This is a genomic window from Pseudomonas sp. SWRI81, assembly GCF_014268545.1.
In the GTDB taxonomy this organism is placed as follows: domain Bacteria; phylum Pseudomonadota; class Gammaproteobacteria; order Pseudomonadales; family Pseudomonadaceae; genus Aquipseudomonas; species Aquipseudomonas hamedanensis.
In genome coordinates this window covers 16,065-34,762 of sequence record NZ_JABWQS010000053.1, presented here as the reverse complement: position 1 = coordinate 34,762, position 18,698 = coordinate 16,065, and the positions used below count along the sequence as shown (strand labels likewise).

Below are 18,698 nucleotides of genomic sequence, written 5' to 3'. Positions count from 1 at the left end.
TCGTCGAGCAGCAGCGGGCCACGTGGGCCGGCGGAGCGAGAATTCTGGTTATCAGCGACAGGTGCGCCACTGGCGGTCGTAAGCGTTTTGATCTGGCTCATGCGGTCTTCTTCCTCTGTCAGTCTTGAAACTGCCGGCTAATCGGCTTGGGGGGAGTATCGATCATCAGCGCGACGGTCACAAATTCATTAACTTGCGGACATCGATAGATAATTTCTAATTAAGCTTCCCGGCACATAGTGACGCCAGAACAATGACAGAAGCTTGTACGAACCGCGCATTTTCTACAGACACAAAAAACCGGGCACTAGGCCCGGTTCTTTGTTTCAGACTGACGTCTTACTCGGCGGATACAGCTTCGCCAGCAGTAGCACGATCAACCAACTCGACGTACGCCATAGGCGCGTTGTCGCCAGCGCGGAAACCGCACTTGAGGATGCGCAGGTAGCCACCCTCACGGGTAGCATAACGCTTGCCCAGGTCGTTGAAGAGCTTACCAACGATAGCTTTCGAGCGAGTACGGTCGAAAGCCAGACGGCGGTTAGCCAGGCTGTCTGTCTTGGCCAGAGTGATCAGCGGCTCGGCAACGCGGCGCAGTTCTTTGGCTTTTGGCAGAGTAGTTTTGATCAGCTCGTGCTCGAACAGCGACACCGCCATGTTTTGGAACATGGCCTTGCGGTGCGAGCTGGTGCGGCTCAGGTGACGACCACTTTTACGATGACGCATGGTTCATTCCTTACCAAACACTACGTTCGGTGATTACGACGATCAGGCAGTCGCCTTGTCGTCCTTCTTAAGACTTGCAGGCGGCCAGTTGTCGAGGCGCATGCCGAGGGACAGACCGCGGGAGGCCAGAACGTCCTTGATTTCAGTCAAGGATTTCTTGCCCAGGTTCGGAGTCTTCAACAGCTCTACTTCGGTACGCTGAATCAGGTCGCCGATGTAGTAGATGTTTTCCGCCTTAAGGCAGTTAGCCGAACGTACAGTCAGTTCCAGATCGTCAACCGGGCGAAGCAGGATCGGATCGATCTCGTCTTCCTGCTCGACAACCACTGGCTCACTGTCACCCTTGAGGTCGACGAACGCAGCCAACTGCTGTTGCAGGATGGTTGCAGCGCGGCGAATAGCCTCTTCAGGATCCAGAGTACCGTTGGTTTCCAGATCAATAACCAGCTTGTCCAGGTTGGTACGCTGCTCGACACGGGCGTTTTCCACCACGTACGCGATACGGCGAACCGGGCTGAACGAAGAGTCAAGCTGCAAGCGACCGATGCTGCGGCTTTCGTCTTCATCGCTCTGACGCGAGTCGGCTGGTTCATAACCACGACCACGAGCTACGGTGAGCTTCATGTTCAGGGCGCCGTTAGACGCCAGGTTAGCGATTACGTGATCGGGATTAACGATCTCGACATCATGATCCAGCTGAATATCGGCAGCGGTAACCACCCCCGAACCCTTCTTCGACAAGGTCAGCGTAACTTCGTCACGACCGTGCAGCTTGATGGCCAGACCTTTAAGGTTCAACAGGATTTCAATTACGTCTTCCTGTACACCTTCGATGGCGCTGTACTCGTGGAGCACACCGTCAATCTCGGCCTCGACTACTGCGCAGCCGGGCATTGAGGACAACAGGATGCGTCGCAGCGCGTTGCCCAGGGTGTGGCCAAAACCACGCTCGAGAGGCTCGAGAGTGATCTTGGCGCGGGTTGGACTGACAACCTGCACATCAATGTGGCGGGGTGTCAGGAACTCATTTACCGAAATCTGCATGGATGCACCTATTTTCTAGCCCTTACTTGGAGTAGAGCTCGACAATCAGGCTTTCGTTGATGTCGGCGGACAGATCACTGCGAGCAGGAACGTTCTTGAAAACGCCCGACTTCTTCTCAGCGTCTACTTCTACCCATTCTACGCGGCCACGTTGGGCACACAGATCGAGAGCTTGGACAATGCGAAGTTGGTTTTTTGCTTTCTCGCGAACTGCAACCACGTCACCAGCACGAACCTGATACGACGGAACGTTTACGGTCTGACCGTTGACGCTGATCGACTTGTGCGATACCAGCTGACGGGATTCGGCACGAGTCGAACCAAAGCCCATACGGTATACAACGTTGTCCAGACGGCATTCGAGCAGTTGCAGCAGGTTTTCACCGGTTGCACCTTTTTTGCCAGCAGCTTCTTTGTAGTAGCCGCTGAACTGACGCTCGAGAACGCCGTAGATACGACGGACCTTCTGCTTTTCACGCAGTTGGGTGCCGTAGTCGGACTGGCGGCCGCGGCGTTGGCCGTGGATACCAGGTGCTGCTTCAATGTTGCACTTCGATTCGATCGCGCGCACGCCGCTCTTCAGGAAGAGATCGGTGCCTTCGCGACGAGCGAGTTTGCATTTTGGACCAATGTAACGAGCCATTCTTTACAATCTCCTGGATTACACGCGGCGCTTCTTCGGCGGACGGCACCCGTTGTGCGGGATTGGCGTCACGTCGGTGATGCTGGCGATCTTGTAGCCACAGCCGTTCAAAGCGCGGACTGCGGATTCACGACCTGGACCTGGACCTTTGACGTTGACGTCGAGGTTTTTCAGGCCGTATTCCAGCGCAGCTTGACCAGCACGTTCAGCAGCTACTTGAGCAGCAAACGGGGTGGACTTGCGGGAACCGCGGAAACCCGAACCACCGGAGGTAGCCCAGGAAAGAGCGTTACCTTGACGGTCGGTGATGGTCACGATGGTGTTGTTAAAAGATGCATGGATGTGGGCGATGCCATCAACCACTGTCTTTTTAACTTTTTTACGAGGACGAGCAGCAGGTTTTGCCATGATTAAATTCCTGTCGATTCGCTGGGGCGATTACTTGCGGATCGGCTTACGCGGACCTTTACGGGTACGCGCGTTGGTCTTGGTACGCTGACCGCGCACTGGAAGACCGCGACGATGACGCAGACCGCGATAGCAACCGAGGTCCATCAAGCGCTTGATTTTCATGTTGATTTCGCGACGCAGGTCACCTTCAGTGGTAAACTTCGCCACTTCGCCACGCAGCTGTTCAATTTGCTCGTCGCTCAGATCTTTGATCTTTGCTGCTGGGTTTACCCCAGTTTCTGCACAGATTTTCTGTGCAGTAGTGCGACCAACACCATAGATGTAGGTCAGCGAGATAACAGTATGCTTGTTATCTGGAATGTTAACGCCTGCAATACGGGCCATTCAGTGGGACTCCAATTGACAGCTACCTACGCCCCGGAAGCCAAGAAATAGGGCGCGAGATAATATCGCTGTAATAACAAATAATCAACCCGGTAGCGCACTAGCTACCGGGCTTGAAGCACAATCACACTCAGCCTTGGCGCTGTTTGTGACGCGGTTCCGCGCTGCAAATTACTCGAACAACACCTTCGCGGCGAATAATCTTGCAGTTACGGCACAGCTTTTTCACCGATGCACGAACTTTCATCACCAACTCCTCGAACCTTATGGGTACTCAGCGCAACATGCCGCTGCCGTAACCCTTCAGGTTGGCTTTCTTCATCAGGGATTCGTACTGGTGCGAAACGAGGTGCGATTGTACTTGGGACATGAAGTCCATCACAACCACGACCACGATCAGCAACGAGGTCCCGCCAAGGTAGAACGGTACGTTGGCTGCAACCACCAGGAACTGGGGAAGCAAGCACACGGCCGTCATGTAAAGAGCACCGAACAGGGTCAAGCGAGTCAGAACGCCATCAATGTAGCGCGCAGACTGCTCACCTGGACGAATGCCCGGAATAAAGGCACCGGACTTCTTCAGGTTTTCCGCTACGTCTTTCGGATTGAACATCAACGCCGTATAGAAGAAGCAGAAGAAAATAATCCCTGCACTAAACAGCAGAATATTCAACGGCTGACCAGGAGCGATCGACTGCGAGATGTCCTGCAACCAGCCCATACCTTCAGACTGACCGAACCAGGCACCCAACGAAGCCGGGAACAGCAAAATGCTGCTCGCGAAAATAGCCGGAATAACACCGGCCATGTTCACCTTCAGCGGCAAGTGGCTAGTCTGCGCAGCGAAGACCTTACGGCCCTGCTGACGCTTGGCGTAGTGAACAGCAATACGACGCTGACCACGCTCAATGAACACCACGAAACCGATAATCGCTACTGCCAGCAAACCGATGGCAACCAGGGCGAAGATGTTGATATCACCCTGACGCGCAGACTCGAAAGACTGCCCGATTGCTCTCGGAAGACCGGCGACGATACCCGAAAAAATCAACATCGAGATACCGTTGCCAACACCACGCTCAGTAATCTGCTCACCCAGCCACATCATGAACATCGCACCAGCCACAAATGTGGTTACCGCGACGAAATGGAAGCCAAAGTCACCAGTGAACGCCACGCCCTGCCCCGCCAGACCAATGGACATGCCAATGGCCTGGACTAGAGCGAGAGCGACGGTGAGGTAGCGGGTGTACTGGCTGATCTTGCGACGGCCAGCTTCACCTTCCTTCTTCAACTGCTCCAGTTGCGGGCTGACGGCGGTCATCAGTTGCATGATGATCGATGCCGAAATATACGGCATGATCCCCAGTGCAAAGATGCTCATCCGTTCCAGCGCGCCGCCGGAAAACATGTTGAACAAGCTAAGAATGGTCCCCTCATTCTGTCGAAACAGGTCCGCGAGACGGTCCGGGTTGATACCTGGAACCGGGATGTGTGCGCCTATTCGGTAGACGATAATCGCCAGGAACAGAAAACGCAGACGAGCCCAGAGTTCAGACATACCGCCTTTGCCGAGCGCAGAGAGAGCACCTTGCTTAGCCATTTATTCCTCGAACTTGCCGCCAGCTGCTTCGATAGCCGCACGCGCACCTTTGGTGGCGCCGATTCCCTTGCCGATAGTGACAGCGCGAGTCACTTCACCGGACAGCATGATTTTCACACGCTGTACGTTGACGTTGATCACGTTGGCATCTTTCAGGGACTGCACAGTAACGATGTCGCCTTCCACTTTAGCCAGCTCGGACAGACGCACTTCTGCGCGGTCCATGGCCTTCAGGGAAACGAAACCGAACTTAGGCAGACGACGATGCAGCGGCTGTTGACCGCCTTCAAAGCCTGGAGCGATGGTGCCACCGGAGCGGGAGGTCTGACCTTTGTGGCCACGGCCACCGGTCTTGCCCAAACCACTACCGATACCACGGCCCGGACGATGCTTTTCGCGACGGGAACCCGGCGCTGGACTCAGATCATTGAGTTTCATCGATTAACCCTCGACACGCAGCATGTAGTAAGCCTTGTTGATCATCCCGCGATTCTCGGGAGTATCCTGGACTTCTACAGTGTGACCGATGCGACGCAGACCCAGACCCTTAACGCACAGTTTGTGGTTAGGGATGCGGCCGGTCATGCTTTTGATCAGCGTTACTTTAACGGTAGCCATGATCAGAAGATCTCCTTGACAGTCAGACCACGCTTGGCAGCGATGGACTCAGGAGATTGCATAGCCTTCAGACCCTTGAAAGTGGCGTGAACCACGTTTACCGGGTTAGTCGAGCCATAGCACTTGGCCAGAACGTTCTGTACACCAGCAACTTCGAGGACAGCACGCATAGCGCCGCCAGCGATGATACCGGTACCTTCAGAAGCAGGCTGCATGTACACCTTCGAAGCGCCGTGACCGGACTTCATTGCGTACTGCAGAGTGGTGCCGTTCAGGTCAACTTGGATCATGTTGCGGCGAGCAGCTTCCATTGCCTTCTGGATCGCAGCAGGCACTTCACGTGACTTGCCACGGCCGAAGCCAACACGCCCTTTACCATCACCTACCACGGTCAACGCGGTGAAAGTGAAGATACGGCCGCCTTTAACGGTTTTGGCTACGCGGTTAACTTGAACCAGCTTCTCGATGTAGCCTTCGTCGCGCTTTTGGTCGTTATTTGACATAACTTAGAACTCCAGCCCAGCTTCACGAGCAGCATCAGCCAGCGCTTTAACGCGGCCGTGGTACTTGAAGCCAGAGCGGTCGAAAGCCACTTGCGAGACGCCAGCGGCCTTAGCACGCGTAGCGACCAGCTGGCCAACCTTTGTGGCCGCGTCGATGTTGCCAGTGGCACCATCACGCAGTTCTTTATCCAAAGTCGAGGCACTTGCCAGGACTTTGTTGCCGTCGGCCGAGATGACCTGGGCGTAGATGTGCTGCGACGAGCGGAACACGCAGAGACGCACGACTTCGAGTTCGTGCATTTTCAGGCGTGCTTTGCGAGCGCGACGCAGTCGAGTAACTTTTTTGTCGGTCATTTGCTATGCCCTACTTCTTCTTGGCTTCTTTACGACGGACGACTTCGTCCGCGTAGCGCACACCTTTGCCTTTGTACGGCTCTGGTGGACGGAAGTCGCGGATCTCAGCGGCCACTTGACCTACCAGCTGCTTGTCGATGCCCTTGATCAGGATATCGGTCTGGCTAGGAGTCTCAGCGGTGATGCCTTCCGGCAGTTCGTAATCCACTGGGTGCGAGAAGCCAAGGGCAAGGTTCAGAACCGTGCCTTTTGCTTGCGCTTTGTAACCAACACCGACCAGCTGGAGCTTGCGCTCGAAGCCTTGGCTTACGCCCTGGACCATGTTGTTTACCAACGCACGCGTGGTACCGGCCATTGCGCGAGTTTGTTGATCGCCATTGCGAGCAGCGAAACGCAGCTCACCAGCTTCTTCAACGATCTCAACGGACGAATGGATGTTCAGTTCAAGAGTACCCTTGGCACCCTTCACCGAAAGCTGTTGGCCTGCGAATTTGACTTCGACACCGGCTGGCAGCTTAACGGGGTTCTTAGCGACGCGAGACATGCTTATCCCCCCTTAGAACACAGTGCAAAGAACTTCGCCGCCGACACCGGCAGCGCGCGCAGCACGATCCGTCATCACACCTTTGTTGGTGGAGACGATAGACACGCCAAGACCGCCACGAACTTTCGGCAGATCTTCAACGGACTTGTACTGACGCAGGCCTGGACGACTAACGCGCTTCACTTCTTCGATAACCGGACGGCCTTCGAAGTACTTCAGCGAGATGGACAACGACGGCTTGGCGTCGGTGGTGATCTGAAAATCCGCGATGTAACCTTCGTCCTTCAGGACTTTTGCTACAGCAGCCTTCAACGTGGAAGACGGCATGCTTACGACAGACTTTTCAGCCATCTGGGCATTACGGATTCGAGTTAGCATGTCCGCTAACGGGTCCTGCATACTCATGGGCTAGACGCTCCTAATACAAAAAAATTAGCCTTGCGGCTACTACTTGTCGCCGAGAACTTCCGGGCAGAAAAACACGGGCTCAGGCGAGCCGGTCATTCTAGACACACCCCAGAAATGAATCAAGCCCCAAAAGGGGCTTGATTCAGATTCAAGATCACCGGCGGTCAGGTTCTTGCAAACCCGAACACCGAGACTTTGACAGCGATTACCAGCTGGCTTTAACCAGACCTGGAACGTCACCACGCATTGCAGCTTCACGCAGCTTGTTACGACCGAGGCCGAACTTGCGGTAAACGCCGTGCGGACGACCAGTCAGGCGGCAACGGTTACGCATGCGCGAAGCGCTTGCGTCACGTGGTTGCTTCTGCAGAGCTACGGTAGCTTCCCAACGCGCTTCTGGACTTGCGTTCAGATCGACGATGATAGCTTTCAGCGCTGCACGCTTGGTGGCGTACTTGGCAACAGTGAGCTGACGCTTCAGCTCACGGTTCTTCATGCTCATCTTAGCCATTTTCCTACTCCAATCAGTTGCGGAACGGGAATTTGAACGCACGCAGCAGAGCGCGGCCTTCATCATCGTTCTTGGCAGTGGTGGTCAGGGTAATGTCCAGACCGCGGAGAGCATCGATCTTGTCGTAGTCGATTTCCGGGAAAATGATCTGCTCTTTCACGCCCATGCTGTAGTTGCCACGACCATCGAAGGACTTGGCATTCAGGCCGCGGAAGTCGCGAACCCGAGGCAGGGAGATCGACAGCAGACGATCCAGGAACTCGTACATACGCTCACGGCGCAGAGTCACCTTGACGCCGATCGGCCATCCTTCGCGGACTTTGAAGCCAGCGATGGATTTACGAGCGTAGGTCACAACGACTTTTTGGCCGGTGATCTTTTCCAGGTCAGCAACAGCATGCTCAATGACTTTTTTGTCACCGACTGCTTCGCCCAGACCCATGTTCAGGGTGATTTTTGTAACGCGTGGAACTTCCATCACGTTCGAAAGCTTAAGTTCTTCCTTAAGCTTCGGTGCGATTTCCTTCCAGTAAATCTCTTTTAGTCGTGCCATGGTCTTCTACCTAGCAGTGTTCAAGCATCAACCGCTTTTTGGGTCGACTTGAAGACACGAATTTTCTTGCCATCTTCTACTTTAAAACCAACGCGGTCAGCCTTGTTGGTTTCGCCGTTGAAAATGGCGACGTTAGAAGCGTCCAGTGGAGCTTCTTTTTCGACGATACCGCCTTGCACGCCCGACATCGGGTTAGGCTTGGTATGACGCTTGACCAGGTTCAGACCACCAACAACCAGACGGTTATTAGCAAGAACCTTGAGCACCTTACCGCGCTTACCTTTGTCTTTGCCGGCGATCACGATGATCTCGTCGTCACGACGAATCTTTTGCATGTCGGATCTCCTTACAGCACTTCTGGGGCGAGCGAGACGATCTTCATGAACTTCTCGGTACGAAGTTCACGGGTCACTGGCCCAAAGATACGGGTGCCGATCGGCTCTTGCTTGTTGTTCAGAAGAACAGCAGCGTTGCCATCAAAGCGGATAATGGAGCCATCAGCACGACGTACGCCGTGACGAGTGCGGACTACAACAGCAGTCATCACTTGGCCTTTTTTCACTTTACCGCGAGGAATTGCTTCCTTCACGGTAACTTTGATGATGTCACCGATACCAGCGTAACGACGATGGGAGCCACCCAGCACCTTGATGCACATAACGCGGCGAGCGCCGCTGTTATCGGCCACATCGAGCATGGATTGAGTCTGAATCATATAATTTCTCCGACCCCTAGTCCTTAGACTTCCACAGCGCGTTCGAGAACATCAACCAGCGCCCAAGACTTGGTCTTGGCCATAGGACGAGTTTCACGAATAGTGACTTTGTCGCCGATGTGGCACTGATTGGTTTCGTCGTGCGCGTGCAGCTTAGTCGAACGCTTAACGTATTTACCGTAGATCGGGTGCTTTACGCGACGCTCGATCAATACGGTGATGGTTTTGTCCATCTTGTCGCTGACAACACGGCCAGTCAGCGTACGGACAGTTTTTTCGGCTTCAGCCATGATCACTTACCTGCCTGCTGGTTGAGCACAGTCTTCACGCGAGCGATGTCACGCTTAACTTGCGAGAGCAGATGAGACTGCCCCAACTGGCCAGTTGCTTTCTGCATACGCAGATTGAACTGGTCGCGCAGCAAGCCGAGCAGTTGCTCGTTCAGCTGCTGTGCGGATTTTTCACGAAGTTCATTCGCTTTCATCACATCACCGTCCGTTTAACAAAGGCGGTGGCGAGCGGCAGCTTTGCAGCAGCCAGGGCAAAAGCCTCACGCGCCAGCTCTTCAGAAACACCCTCGATTTCATACAGGACTTTGCCTGGCTGAATCTGGGCAACCCAGTACTCCACACTACCCTTACCTTTACCCATACGAACCTCGAGAGGTTTTTTGGAGATCGGCTTGTCCGGGAATACACGGATCCAGATCTTGCCGCCACGTTTTACGTGACGGGTCAGAGCACGACGCGCTGACTCGATCTGACGAGCGGTGAGACGACCACGAGCTACAGACTTCAGCGCGAACTCGCCGAAGCTGACTTTGCTACCGCGCTGAGCCAGACCACGGTTGTGGCCGGTCATCTGCTTGCGGAACTTCGTACGCTTTGGTTGCAACATTTGGCGTACCCCTTACTTAGCAGCTTTTTTACGAGGCGCTGGTGCTTGTGGTTTCAGTTCTTCTTGGCGACCACCAATAACTTCGCCTTTGAAGATCCAAACCTTTACACCGATCACACCGTAGGTGGTGTGAGCTTCGTAGTTGGCATAGTCGATGTCGGCACGCAGGGTGTGCAATGGCACACGACCTTCGCGATACCATTCAGTACGTGCGATTTCAGCACCGCCGAGACGACCGCTCACTTGGATTTTGATGCCTTTGGCACCAATGCGCATGGCGTTCTGTACTGCGCGCTTCATAGCGCGACGGAACATTACACGACGCTCCAGCTGCTGAGCTACGCTCTGCGCAACCAGCATACCGTCGAGCTCCGGCTTGCGGATCTCTTCGATATTGATGTGCACAGGCACACCCATTTGCTTGGTCAGGTCCTGACGCAGTTTCTCAACATCTTCACCTTTCTTCCCGATAACGATACCTGGACGAGCGGTGTGGATGGTGATACGTGCTGTTTGTGCCGGACGATGGATATCGATACGGCTTACGGACGCGCTTTTTAGTTTGTCTTGGAGATACTCACGCACTTTCAGATCTGCGAACAAGTAGTCCGCATAAGTCCGACCGTCTGCGTACCAGACGGAGGTGTGCTCCTTGACGATTCCCAGGCGAATGCCAATGGGATGTACTTTCTGACCCATCTCTTCGACTCCGTTACTTGTCAGCAACCTTGACAGTGATATGGCAAGACCGCTTGACGATGCGATCAGCACGGCCTTTGGCACGTGGCATGATGCGCTTCAGCGAACGCCCTTCGTTGACGAAAACAGTGCTGACCTTCAGGTCATCAACGTCTGCGCCTTCGTTATGCTCGGCGTTGGCTACGGCCGACTCCAGCACTTTCTTCATGATCTCGGCGGCTTTCTTACTGCTGAAAGCCAACAGGTTGAGCGCTTCGCCCACCTTCTTCCCGCGGATCTGGTCGGCGACCAAGCGGGCTTTCTGGGCGGAGATTCGAGCGCCCGACAACTTAGCGGCTACTTCCATTTCCTAACCCCTTAACGCTTGGCTTTCTTGTCAGCCACGTGCCCGCGATAAGTGCGGGTACCGGCGAACTCGCCCAGTTTGTGGCCGACCATGTCTTCGTTAACGAGAACTGGGACGTGTTGACGACCGTTGTGTACTGCGATGGTCAGACCGACCATTTGTGGCAGGATCATCGAACGACGCGACCAAGTCTTAATTGGTTTGCGATCGTTCTTTTCCGCCGCCACTTCGATCTTCTTCAGTAGGTGAAGATCAATAAAAGGACCTTTTTTCAGAGAACGTGGCACTGTCGTATCCCTCTATTTACTTGCGACGACGGACGATCATTTTGTCGGTACGCTTATTACCACGAGTCTTCGCGCCCTTAGTCGGGAAGCCCCATGGCGATACCGGATGACGACCACCAGAGGTACGACCTTCACCACCACCATGTGGGTGGTCAACCGGGTTCATGGCAACACCACGAACGGTTGGGCGAACGCCACGCCAGCGCTTGGCACCAGCTTTACCCAGCGAACGCAGGCTGTGCTCGGAGTTCGAGACTTCGCCCAGGGTCGCACGGCATTCAGCCAGGACTTTACGCATTTCACCGGAACGCAGACGCAGGGTCACGTAGACACCTTCACGAGCGATCAACTGAGCCGAAGCACCAGCGGAACGAGCGATCTGTGCACCTTTACCTGGCTTCAATTCGATGCCGTGTACGGTAGAACCGACTGGAATGTTGCGCAGTTGCAGAGCGTTGCCTGGCTTGATTGGAGCCAGAGCGCCCGCGATCAGCTGGTCGCCAGCACTCACGCCTTTAGGGGCGATGATGTAGCGGCGCTCGCCGTCTGCGTAGCAAAGCAGTGCGATGTGAGCAGTACGGTTTGGATCGTATTCGATACGCTCGACAGTGGCGACGATGCCATCTTTGTCGTTGCGACGGAAATCGACCATACGATAATGCTGCTTATGACCACCACCGATGTGACGCGTGGTAATACGGCCATTGTTGTTACGACCACCAGTCTTCGATTTTTTCTCGAGCAGCGGTGCGTGAGGAGCGCCTTTATGCAGCTCCTGGTTGACCACCTTGACCACAAAACGGCGGCCAGGGGAAGTCGGTTTGCATTTAACGATTGCCATGATGCACCCCTTCCTTACTCAGCACTGCTGCTGAAATCGAGATCTTGGCCTGGCTGAAGGGAGATAACTGCCTTCTTCCAGTCATTGCGCTTGCCCAGACCGCGAGCTGTGCGCTTGCTCTTACCCAGAACGTTCAGGGTAGTAACACGCTCAACTTTCACGCTGAACAGGCTTTCGACGGCCTTCTTGATTTCCAGCTTGGTTGCGTCAGTAGCAACCTTGAAAACGAACTGGCCTTTCTTGTCTGCCAGAACCGTAGCCTTCTCGGAAACGTGCGGGCCAAGCAGAACTTTAAATACGCGTTCCTGGTTCATCCCAGCAGCTCCTCGAATTTCTTCACGGCCGACACGGTGATCAACACCTTGTCGTATGCGATCAGACTAACTGGATCGGAACCTTGCACATCACGTACATCTACGTGCGGCAGGTTGCGAGCAGCCAGGTACAGGTTCTGATCAACAGCGTCCGACACGATCAGAACGTCGGTCAGGCTCATGTTGTTCAGTTTGCCCAGCAGATCTTTGGTTTTCGGAGTTTCAACAGCGAAATCCTGAACCACGACCAGACGATCAGTACGCACCAGCTCAGCAAGGATGGAACGCATTGCTGCGCGATACATCTTCTTGTTCAGCTTCTGGGAGTGATCCTGTGGACGAGCTGCGAAAGTGGTACCGCCGCCACGCCAGATTGGGCTACGGATAGTACCGGCACGAGCACGGCCAGTACCTTTCTGACGCCATGGGCGCTTGCCGCCACCACGAACGTCGGAACGGGTCTTCTGCTGCTTGCTACCCTGACGGCCGCCGGCCATGTAGGCCACGACTGCTTGGTGAACCAGCGTCTCGTTGAATTCGCCGCCAAATGTCAGTTCGGAAACTTCGATCGCTTGAGCGTCATTTACATTTAATTGCATGTCAGCTTCCCCTTAACCGCGAGCCTTGGCTGCCGGACGTACAACCAGGTTGCCGCCAGTAGCGCCAGGAACAGCACCCTTGACCAACAACAGATTGCGTTCAGCGTCCACGCGCACTACTTCCAGGGACTGCACGGTCACGCGCTCAGCGCCCATATGACCGGACATTTTTTTGCCCTTGAATACACGACCAGGAGTCTGGCACTGGCCGATAGAGCCTGGGACGCGGTGGGATACGGAGTTACCGTGGGTGTTATCTTGCCCGCGGAAATTCCAACGCTTGATCGTACCCTGGAAGCCTTTACCCTTGGACTGACCGGTTACATCAACCAGTTGACCAGCGGCGAAGATTTCAGCGTTGATCAGATCGCCAGCCTGGTACTCGCCTTCTTCAAGACGGAATTCCATGGTGGTGCGACCAGCGGCAACGTTCGCTTTAGCGAAGTGGCCAGCTTGAGCTGCTGTTACACGCGAAGCGCGACGCTCGCCGACAGTGACTTGCACTGCACGATAGCCATCGGTCTCTTCAGTTTTGAACTGGGTGACGCGATTCGGCTCGATCTCAATGACCGTGACCGGAATGGAGACACCTTCTTCGGTGAAAATACGGGTCATACCGCATTTACGACCGACTACACCAATAGTCATGTTGTAAACCTCATGAGTGTACGGGGCTTTCACCCGCTATGGCCGCCCATTTCAGAGCGTTACACGACCAAGACCGAGTCTTAGCCGAGGCTGATCTGCACTTCCACACCGGCCGCAAGATCAAGCTTCATCAGCGCATCAACGGTTTTATCCGTTGGCTGGACGATGTCCAGTACACGCTTATGAGTGCGGATCTCGTACTGGTCGCGCGCGTCTTTGTTGACGTGCGGGGAAACCAGAACGGTGAACCGCTCTTTACGGGTAGGCAGTGGAATTGGACCACGCACTTGAGCACCAGTACGTTTCGCGGTTTCCACGATTTCCTGGGTTGATTGGTCGATCAGGCGATGGTCAAAAGCCTTCAACCTGATACGGATTTGCTGATTTTGCATTGGATTTCAGACTCCGGCTGCTATTCCCACCGAGCGCAATACGCCCGTTAAAAGGAGGCGCAATTCTATAGACGCCCCTGATAGGTGTCAACCCAATAAAAAAGGCCCCCGCTAAGCGGGGGCCCTCTCAAAACATGGAGCTATCTCAGAAGAGATAATTACTCGATGATTTTAGCTACAACGCCAGCACCAACGGTACGGCCGCCTTCGCGAATAGCGAAACGCAGACCGTCTTCCATTGCGATGGTTTTGATCAGGGTAACAACCATTTTGATGTTGTCGCCCGGCATTACCATCTCAACGCCTTCCGGCAGTTCGCAGTTACCAGTCACGTCAGTAGTACGGAAGTAGAACTGTGGACGGTAGCCTTTGAAGAACGGAGTGTGACGACCGCCTTCTTCTTTGCTCAGTACGTACACTTCAGCTTCGAACTTGGTGTGCGGCTTGACCGAACCTGGCTTGACCAGAACCTGGCCACGCTCAACGTCGTCACGCTTGGTACCACGCAGCAGAACGCCGCAGTTCTCGCCAGCACGACCTTCGTCGAGCAGTTTACGGAACATTTCAACACCGGTGCAGGTGGTGACGGTGGTGTCACGCAGACCAACGATTTCCAGTGGATCCTGAACCTTGACGATACCGCGCTCGATACGACCGGTTACAACAGTACCGCGACCGGAGATCGAGAATACGTCTTCGATTGGCATCAGGAACGGCTTGTCGATAACACGGACTGGATCCGGGATGTAGCTGTCCAGAGTCTCAACCAGCTTACGAACGGACGTGGTGCCCATTTCGTTATCGTCTTTGCCTTCCAGAGCCATACGAGCAGAACCGATGATGATCGGAGTGTCGTCACCTGGGAAGTCGTAAGTGCTCAGCAGATCGCGCACTTCCATCTCAACCAGTTCCAGCAGCTCAGCGTCGTCTACCAGGTCAGCCTTGTTCAGGTAAACCACGATGTACGGAACGCCTACCTGACGGGACAGCAGGATGTGCTCACGGGTTTGTGGCATCGGACCATCAGCGGCCGAGCAAACCAGGATTGCGCCGTCCATCTGGGCAGCACCGGTGATCATGTTCTTCACATAGTCAGCGTGACCTGGGCAGTCAACGTGAGCGTAGTGACGGATCAGCGAATTGTATTCAACGTGCGCGGTGTTGATGGTGATACCACGAGCTTTTTCTTCTGGCGCGCTGTCGATCTTGTCGAAGTCAACGATTGCCGAACCGAATACTTCGGAGCAAACGCGAGTCAGAGCAGCAGTCAGAGTGGTTTTACCGTGGTCAACGTGACCAATGGTGCCAACGTTGACGTGCGGTAGGGAACGATCAAATTTTTCTTTAGCCACGACAATTAACTCCTAGCCTAAAGGGGCTGAATCAGCCTTGTTTTTTGGTTACGGATTCGACGATGTGCGACGGAGCCGTATCGTATTTTTTGAATTCCATAGAGTAGCTTGCGCGACCCTGGGACATGGAACGAACGTCGGTCGCATAACCGAACATCTCACCCAGTGGAACCTCGGCACGGATAACCTTGCCGGACACTGTGTCTTCCATACCCTGGATCATGCCGCGACGACGGTTAAGGTCGCCCATCACATCACCCATATAGTCTTCAGGCGTAACAACCTCTACCGCCATGATCGGCTCGAGCAACTCACCACCACCCTTCTGGGCCAGTTGCTTGGTCGCCATGGAAGCAGCCACTTTAAACGCCATCTCGTTGGAGTCGACGTCGTGGTAAGAACCATCGAACACGGTAGCCTTCAGGCCGATCAGCGGATAGCCGGCAACAACGCCGTTCTTCATCTGCTCTTCGATACCCTTCTGGATAGCCGGGATGTATTCCTTAGGAACCACACCACCTACTACTTCGTTCACGAATTGCAGACCTTCCTGACCTTCGTCAGCAGGAGCAAAACGGATCCAGCAGTGACCGAACTGACCACGACCGCCGGACTGACGAACGAACTTGCCTTCGATTTCACAGCTCTTCGTGATGCGCTCACGATACGAAACCTGAGGCTTGCCGATGTTGGCTTCGACGTTGAACTCACGGCGCATCCGGTCAACCAGGATGTCCAGGTGCAGCTCGCCCATGCCGGAGATGATCGTTTGACCAGTCTCTTCATCAGTTTTAACGCGGAAAGACGGGTCTTCCTGAGCGAGTTTGCCCAGAGCGATACCCATTTTTTCCTGGTCATCCTTGGTCTTAGGCTCTACGGCAACCGAAATAACCGGCTCCGGGAAGTCCATGCGAACCAGGATGATTGGCTTGTCAGCGTTGCAGAGGGTTTCACCAGTGGTGACGTCCTTCATGCCGATCAGGGCCGCGATGTCGCCAGCGCGTACTTCCTTGATCTCTTCACGGGCGTTTGCGTGCATTTGCACCATACGACCCACGCGCTCTTTCTTGCCTTTGACCGAGTTGATCACGCCGTCGCCGGAGTTCAACACGCCCGAGTAAACGCGGACGAAAGTCAGAGTACCCACGAATGGGTCAGTAGCGATCTTGAACGCCAGAGCCGCGAAAGGCTCGCTGTCGTCTGCATGACGCTCCATCTCTTCTTCCTCGTTATCAGGGTTGGTACCCTTGATAGCAGGAATGTCGGTCGGAGCAGGCAGGTAGTCGATAACGGCGTCGAGAACCAGGGGAACGCCCTTGTTCTTGAACGAAGAACCGCAAACGGCCAGAACGATTTCGCCGGCGATAGTACGCTGACGCAAAGCAGCCTTGATCTCTTCGATCGACAGCTCTTCGCCTTCCAGGTACTTGTTCATCAGCTCTTCGTTGGCTTCGGCGGCAGCTTCAACCATGTTGTTGCGCCACTCTTCAGCCAGCTCTTGCAGCTCGGCAGGGATGTCCTTGCGAACAGGGACCATACCTTTGTCAGAGTCGTTCCAGTAGACAGCTTGCATGTTGATCAGATCGATCTGACCCTGGAAGTTGTCTTCCGAACCGATGGCCAACTGGATCGGCACCGGAGTGTGACCCAGACGCTGCTTGATCTGACCGATCACGCGCAGGAAGTTGGCGCCAGCACGGTCCATCTTGTTTACGTAAACAAGACGTGGAACACCGTACTTGTTGGCTTGACGCCATACGGTTTCCGACTGCGGCTCAACACCCGAAGTACCGCAGAACACAACGACAGCGCCGTCGAGTACGCGCAGGGAGCGCTCTACTTCAATGGTGAAGTCTACGTGGCCCGGGGTATCGATTACGTTGAAACGGTGCTCGTGAGAGTACTGCTTCTCGGAACCTTTCCAGAAGGCGGTAATGGCAGCAGAAGTAATGGTAATACCACGCTCCTGCTCCTGAACCATCCAGTCTGTGGTCGCGGCGCCGTCATGCACCTCGCCCATTTTGTGACTTTTGCCGGTGTAAAACAGTACGCGCTCGGTGGTGGTGGTTTTACCAGCATCCACGTGAGCGACGATACCGATGTTACGGTAGCGGCTAATCGGAGTAGTACGAGCCATAAAGCCCTCGCAAAATTAGTGAAGCTAAAATTAGAAGCGGTAGTGCGAGAAAGCTTTGTTAGCTTCGGCCATACGGTGCACGTCTTCACGCTTCTTAACAGCAGCACCTTTACCTTCAGCAGCATCCAGCAGTTCGCCAGCCAAACGCAGAGCCATAGACTTCTCGCCACGCTTGCGTGCGAAGTCTACCAACCAGCGCATTGCCAGAGCGTTACGACGGGAAGGACGAACCTCGACCGGAACCTGGTAAGTAGCACCACCAACGCGGCGCGACTTCACTTCGACCAGCGGAGCGATGGCGTCGAGTGCTTTTTCGAAGAGTTCCAGGGGATCGGTGCCAGCCTTACGGGCCGCAACGGTTTCCAGGGCACCATAAACGATACGTTCGGCAACGGCTTTCTTGCCGCTTTCCATAACGTGGTTCATGAATTTGGCGAGGATCTGGCTTCCGTATTTCGGATCGTCCAGAATCTCACGCTTTGCTGCTACGCGACGTCTTGGCATGATAAGCCCTCAAGCGGTCTTCAGGTTAGCTCGGGACAGATCCAGAGGATGCGTGCCCGACCTTACTCTTATCGACTCAATAAAATAAAAATCTGCAAAACGACCGATTACTTCGGACGCTTGGTACCGTACTTCGAACGACCCTGGTTACGACCTTTAACGCCGGAAGTATCCAAGGAGCCGCGAACGGTGTGGTAACGAACACCTGGCAAGTCTTTTACACGACCGCCGCGGATCAGTACCACGCTGTGCTCTTGCAGGTTGTGGCCTTCACCGCCGATGTACGAGGAAACCTCGAAACCGTTGGTCAGACGCACACGGCATACTTTACGCAGTGCCGAGTTAGGTTTTTTCGGCGTAGTGGTGTACACACGGGTGCACACGCCACGACGTTGCGGGCAGTTCTGCAGCGCAGGTACGTCGGATTTCTCGACGATACGCTTACGCGGCTGACGTACCAGCTGGTTGATAGTTGCCATCTACTAGCTCCACTGTTGTCTTGCGACGCTATTGTCTTGCAAGAAAAGCAAAATGGCAGGAACGAATTCCCGCCAAATTTAGGGGATCAAGAGTCTAAAGAGGATCTTGGCCCCAGTCAAGGCAAGGCCCCGACCTCCCCGCCCTTCAAACCTCGACTAAATGTCGCGATTCGATGAACGGAGCGA

32 protein-coding genes are annotated in these 18,698 nt (G+C 54.6%); all 32 read right to left on the bottom strand.

Features of this window, described 5'->3' with window-relative positions:
• Nucleotides 1–339 precede the first annotated feature (339 nt).
• Nucleotides 340–726, bottom strand: a complete 387-nt coding sequence (rplQ, locus tag HU765_RS24045; protein WP_003176402.1) for a 50S ribosomal protein L17 — start codon at nucleotides 724–726, stop codon at nucleotides 340–342.
• Between the two features lie 42 nt (nucleotides 727–768).
• Complete coding sequence (rpoA, locus tag HU765_RS24040; protein WP_003186012.1) at nucleotides 769–1,770, bottom strand: DNA-directed RNA polymerase subunit alpha; 1,002 nt, start codon at nucleotides 1,768–1,770, stop codon at nucleotides 769–771.
• Between the two features lie 22 nt (nucleotides 1,771–1,792).
• On the bottom strand, nucleotides 1,793–2,413 hold the full coding sequence (gene rpsD / locus HU765_RS24035) for a 30S ribosomal protein S4 (protein WP_085718224.1): 621 nt from the start codon (nucleotides 2,411–2,413) through the stop codon (nucleotides 1,793–1,795).
• Nucleotides 2,414–2,431: 18 nt separating this feature from the next.
• On the bottom strand, nucleotides 2,432–2,821 hold the full coding sequence (gene rpsK / locus HU765_RS24030; protein WP_002555466.1) for a 30S ribosomal protein S11: 390 nt from the start codon (nucleotides 2,819–2,821) through the stop codon (nucleotides 2,432–2,434).
• A gap of 30 nt (nucleotides 2,822–2,851) precedes the next feature.
• Nucleotides 2,852–3,208, bottom strand: a complete 357-nt coding sequence (gene rpsM / locus HU765_RS24025) for a 30S ribosomal protein S13 (RefSeq protein ID WP_009045849.1) — start codon at nucleotides 3,206–3,208, stop codon at nucleotides 2,852–2,854.
• A gap of 130 nt (nucleotides 3,209–3,338) precedes the next feature.
• The gene (gene rpmJ, locus HU765_RS24020; protein ID WP_002555468.1) at nucleotides 3,339–3,455 is read right to left on the bottom strand and encodes a 50S ribosomal protein L36; all 117 of its coding nucleotides are present in this window, start codon (nucleotides 3,453–3,455) and stop codon (nucleotides 3,339–3,341) included.
• 27 nt (nucleotides 3,456–3,482) lie between these two features.
• Complete coding sequence (secY, locus tag HU765_RS24015; RefSeq protein ID WP_016772945.1) at nucleotides 3,483–4,811, bottom strand: preprotein translocase subunit SecY; 1,329 nt, start codon at nucleotides 4,809–4,811, stop codon at nucleotides 3,483–3,485.
• Entirely contained in the window at nucleotides 4,812–5,249 is a 438-nt protein-coding gene (gene rplO, locus HU765_RS24010) for a 50S ribosomal protein L15 (RefSeq protein WP_003228720.1), read from the bottom strand.
• A 3-nt stretch (nucleotides 5,250–5,252) separates the two neighbouring features.
• Complete coding sequence (gene rpmD / locus HU765_RS24005) at nucleotides 5,253–5,429, bottom strand: 50S ribosomal protein L30 (RefSeq protein WP_003176408.1); 177 nt, start codon at nucleotides 5,427–5,429, stop codon at nucleotides 5,253–5,255.
• 2 nt (nucleotides 5,430–5,431) lie between these two features.
• Nucleotides 5,432–5,932 carry a 30S ribosomal protein S5 gene (gene rpsE, locus HU765_RS24000; protein ID WP_064392263.1) on the bottom strand — a complete coding sequence of 167 codons (501 nt, stop codon included), beginning with the start codon at nucleotides 5,930–5,932 and terminating at the stop codon, nucleotides 5,432–5,434.
• A 3-nt stretch (nucleotides 5,933–5,935) separates the two neighbouring features.
• The gene (rplR, locus tag HU765_RS23995; RefSeq protein ID WP_003186037.1) at nucleotides 5,936–6,286 is read right to left on the bottom strand and encodes a 50S ribosomal protein L18; all 351 of its coding nucleotides are present in this window, start codon (nucleotides 6,284–6,286) and stop codon (nucleotides 5,936–5,938) included.
• A 10-nt stretch (nucleotides 6,287–6,296) separates the two neighbouring features.
• Nucleotides 6,297–6,830: a 50S ribosomal protein L6 gene (gene rplF, locus HU765_RS23990; protein WP_003176412.1), complete on the bottom strand. Its 534-nt coding sequence runs from the start codon at nucleotides 6,828–6,830 to the stop codon at nucleotides 6,297–6,299.
• A 12-nt stretch (nucleotides 6,831–6,842) separates the two neighbouring features.
• Complete coding sequence (gene rpsH / locus HU765_RS23985) at nucleotides 6,843–7,235, bottom strand: 30S ribosomal protein S8 (protein WP_016772944.1); 393 nt, start codon at nucleotides 7,233–7,235, stop codon at nucleotides 6,843–6,845.
• A gap of 208 nt (nucleotides 7,236–7,443) precedes the next feature.
• The gene (rpsN, locus tag HU765_RS23980; RefSeq protein ID WP_126366851.1) at nucleotides 7,444–7,749 is read right to left on the bottom strand and encodes a 30S ribosomal protein S14; all 306 of its coding nucleotides are present in this window, start codon (nucleotides 7,747–7,749) and stop codon (nucleotides 7,444–7,446) included.
• Between the two features lie 13 nt (nucleotides 7,750–7,762).
• Complete coding sequence (rplE, locus tag HU765_RS23975) at nucleotides 7,763–8,302, bottom strand: 50S ribosomal protein L5 (RefSeq protein WP_003176415.1); 540 nt, start codon at nucleotides 8,300–8,302, stop codon at nucleotides 7,763–7,765.
• A 20-nt stretch (nucleotides 8,303–8,322) separates the two neighbouring features.
• Entirely contained in the window at nucleotides 8,323–8,637 is a 315-nt protein-coding gene (gene rplX / locus HU765_RS23970; RefSeq protein ID WP_186546713.1) for a 50S ribosomal protein L24, read from the bottom strand.
• An 11-nt stretch (nucleotides 8,638–8,648) separates the two neighbouring features.
• The gene (gene rplN, locus HU765_RS23965; RefSeq protein WP_002555479.1) at nucleotides 8,649–9,017 is read right to left on the bottom strand and encodes a 50S ribosomal protein L14; all 369 of its coding nucleotides are present in this window, start codon (nucleotides 9,015–9,017) and stop codon (nucleotides 8,649–8,651) included.
• Nucleotides 9,018–9,040: 23 nt separating this feature from the next.
• On the bottom strand, nucleotides 9,041–9,307 hold the full coding sequence (gene rpsQ, locus HU765_RS23960) for a 30S ribosomal protein S17 (protein ID WP_003194644.1): 267 nt from the start codon (nucleotides 9,305–9,307) through the stop codon (nucleotides 9,041–9,043).
• A gap of 2 nt (nucleotides 9,308–9,309) precedes the next feature.
• The gene (rpmC, locus tag HU765_RS23955) at nucleotides 9,310–9,501 is read right to left on the bottom strand and encodes a 50S ribosomal protein L29 (RefSeq protein WP_002555481.1); all 192 of its coding nucleotides are present in this window, start codon (nucleotides 9,499–9,501) and stop codon (nucleotides 9,310–9,312) included.
• Complete coding sequence (gene rplP, locus HU765_RS23950) at nucleotides 9,501–9,914, bottom strand: 50S ribosomal protein L16 (protein ID WP_007896757.1); 414 nt, start codon at nucleotides 9,912–9,914, stop codon at nucleotides 9,501–9,503. The genes rpmC and rplP overlap by 1 nt, the downstream gene beginning before the upstream one ends.
• Before the next feature lie 12 nt (nucleotides 9,915–9,926).
• Nucleotides 9,927–10,613, bottom strand: coding sequence for a 30S ribosomal protein S3 (gene rpsC, locus HU765_RS23945; RefSeq protein ID WP_003176422.1), 687 nt, complete (start codon nucleotides 10,611–10,613; stop codon nucleotides 9,927–9,929).
• 13 nt (nucleotides 10,614–10,626) lie between these two features.
• The gene (gene rplV / locus HU765_RS23940) at nucleotides 10,627–10,959 is read right to left on the bottom strand and encodes a 50S ribosomal protein L22 (RefSeq protein WP_003103908.1); all 333 of its coding nucleotides are present in this window, start codon (nucleotides 10,957–10,959) and stop codon (nucleotides 10,627–10,629) included.
• 11 nt (nucleotides 10,960–10,970) lie between these two features.
• A complete protein-coding gene (rpsS, locus tag HU765_RS23935; protein ID WP_003228731.1) occupies nucleotides 10,971–11,246 on the bottom strand; it encodes a 30S ribosomal protein S19 in 276 nt (91 codons plus the stop codon).
• Nucleotides 11,247–11,262: 16 nt separating this feature from the next.
• Nucleotides 11,263–12,087, bottom strand: coding sequence for a 50S ribosomal protein L2 (rplB, locus tag HU765_RS23930; protein WP_003228734.1), 825 nt, complete (start codon nucleotides 12,085–12,087; stop codon nucleotides 11,263–11,265).
• A gap of 14 nt (nucleotides 12,088–12,101) precedes the next feature.
• Nucleotides 12,102–12,401, bottom strand: a complete 300-nt coding sequence (gene rplW, locus HU765_RS23925) for a 50S ribosomal protein L23 (protein ID WP_002555488.1) — start codon at nucleotides 12,399–12,401, stop codon at nucleotides 12,102–12,104.
• Complete coding sequence (gene rplD / locus HU765_RS23920) at nucleotides 12,398–13,000, bottom strand: 50S ribosomal protein L4 (protein ID WP_003228735.1); 603 nt, start codon at nucleotides 12,998–13,000, stop codon at nucleotides 12,398–12,400. Before rplD ends, rplW begins: the two co-directional genes overlap by 4 nt.
• 12 nt (nucleotides 13,001–13,012) lie before the next feature.
• Nucleotides 13,013–13,648: a 50S ribosomal protein L3 gene (gene rplC, locus HU765_RS23915; RefSeq protein ID WP_003228738.1), complete on the bottom strand. Its 636-nt coding sequence runs from the start codon at nucleotides 13,646–13,648 to the stop codon at nucleotides 13,013–13,015.
• Nucleotides 13,649–13,728: 80 nt separating this feature from the next.
• Nucleotides 13,729–14,040, bottom strand: coding sequence for a 30S ribosomal protein S10 (rpsJ, locus tag HU765_RS23910; RefSeq protein ID WP_003186070.1), 312 nt, complete (start codon nucleotides 14,038–14,040; stop codon nucleotides 13,729–13,731).
• A gap of 158 nt (nucleotides 14,041–14,198) precedes the next feature.
• Nucleotides 14,199–15,392 carry an elongation factor Tu gene (gene tuf / locus HU765_RS23905; RefSeq protein ID WP_003176426.1) on the bottom strand — a complete coding sequence of 398 codons (1,194 nt, stop codon included), beginning with the start codon at nucleotides 15,390–15,392 and terminating at the stop codon, nucleotides 14,199–14,201.
• A 31-nt stretch (nucleotides 15,393–15,423) separates the two neighbouring features.
• On the bottom strand, nucleotides 15,424–17,529 hold the full coding sequence (gene fusA / locus HU765_RS23900; protein ID WP_186546712.1) for an elongation factor G: 2,106 nt from the start codon (nucleotides 17,527–17,529) through the stop codon (nucleotides 15,424–15,426).
• A gap of 30 nt (nucleotides 17,530–17,559) precedes the next feature.
• On the bottom strand, nucleotides 17,560–18,033 hold the full coding sequence (gene rpsG, locus HU765_RS23895; protein ID WP_016772941.1) for a 30S ribosomal protein S7: 474 nt from the start codon (nucleotides 18,031–18,033) through the stop codon (nucleotides 17,560–17,562).
• A gap of 107 nt (nucleotides 18,034–18,140) precedes the next feature.
• The gene (gene rpsL / locus HU765_RS23890) at nucleotides 18,141–18,512 is read right to left on the bottom strand and encodes a 30S ribosomal protein S12 (RefSeq protein ID WP_003186084.1); all 372 of its coding nucleotides are present in this window, start codon (nucleotides 18,510–18,512) and stop codon (nucleotides 18,141–18,143) included.
• Nucleotides 18,513–18,698: the final 186 nt, after the last annotated feature.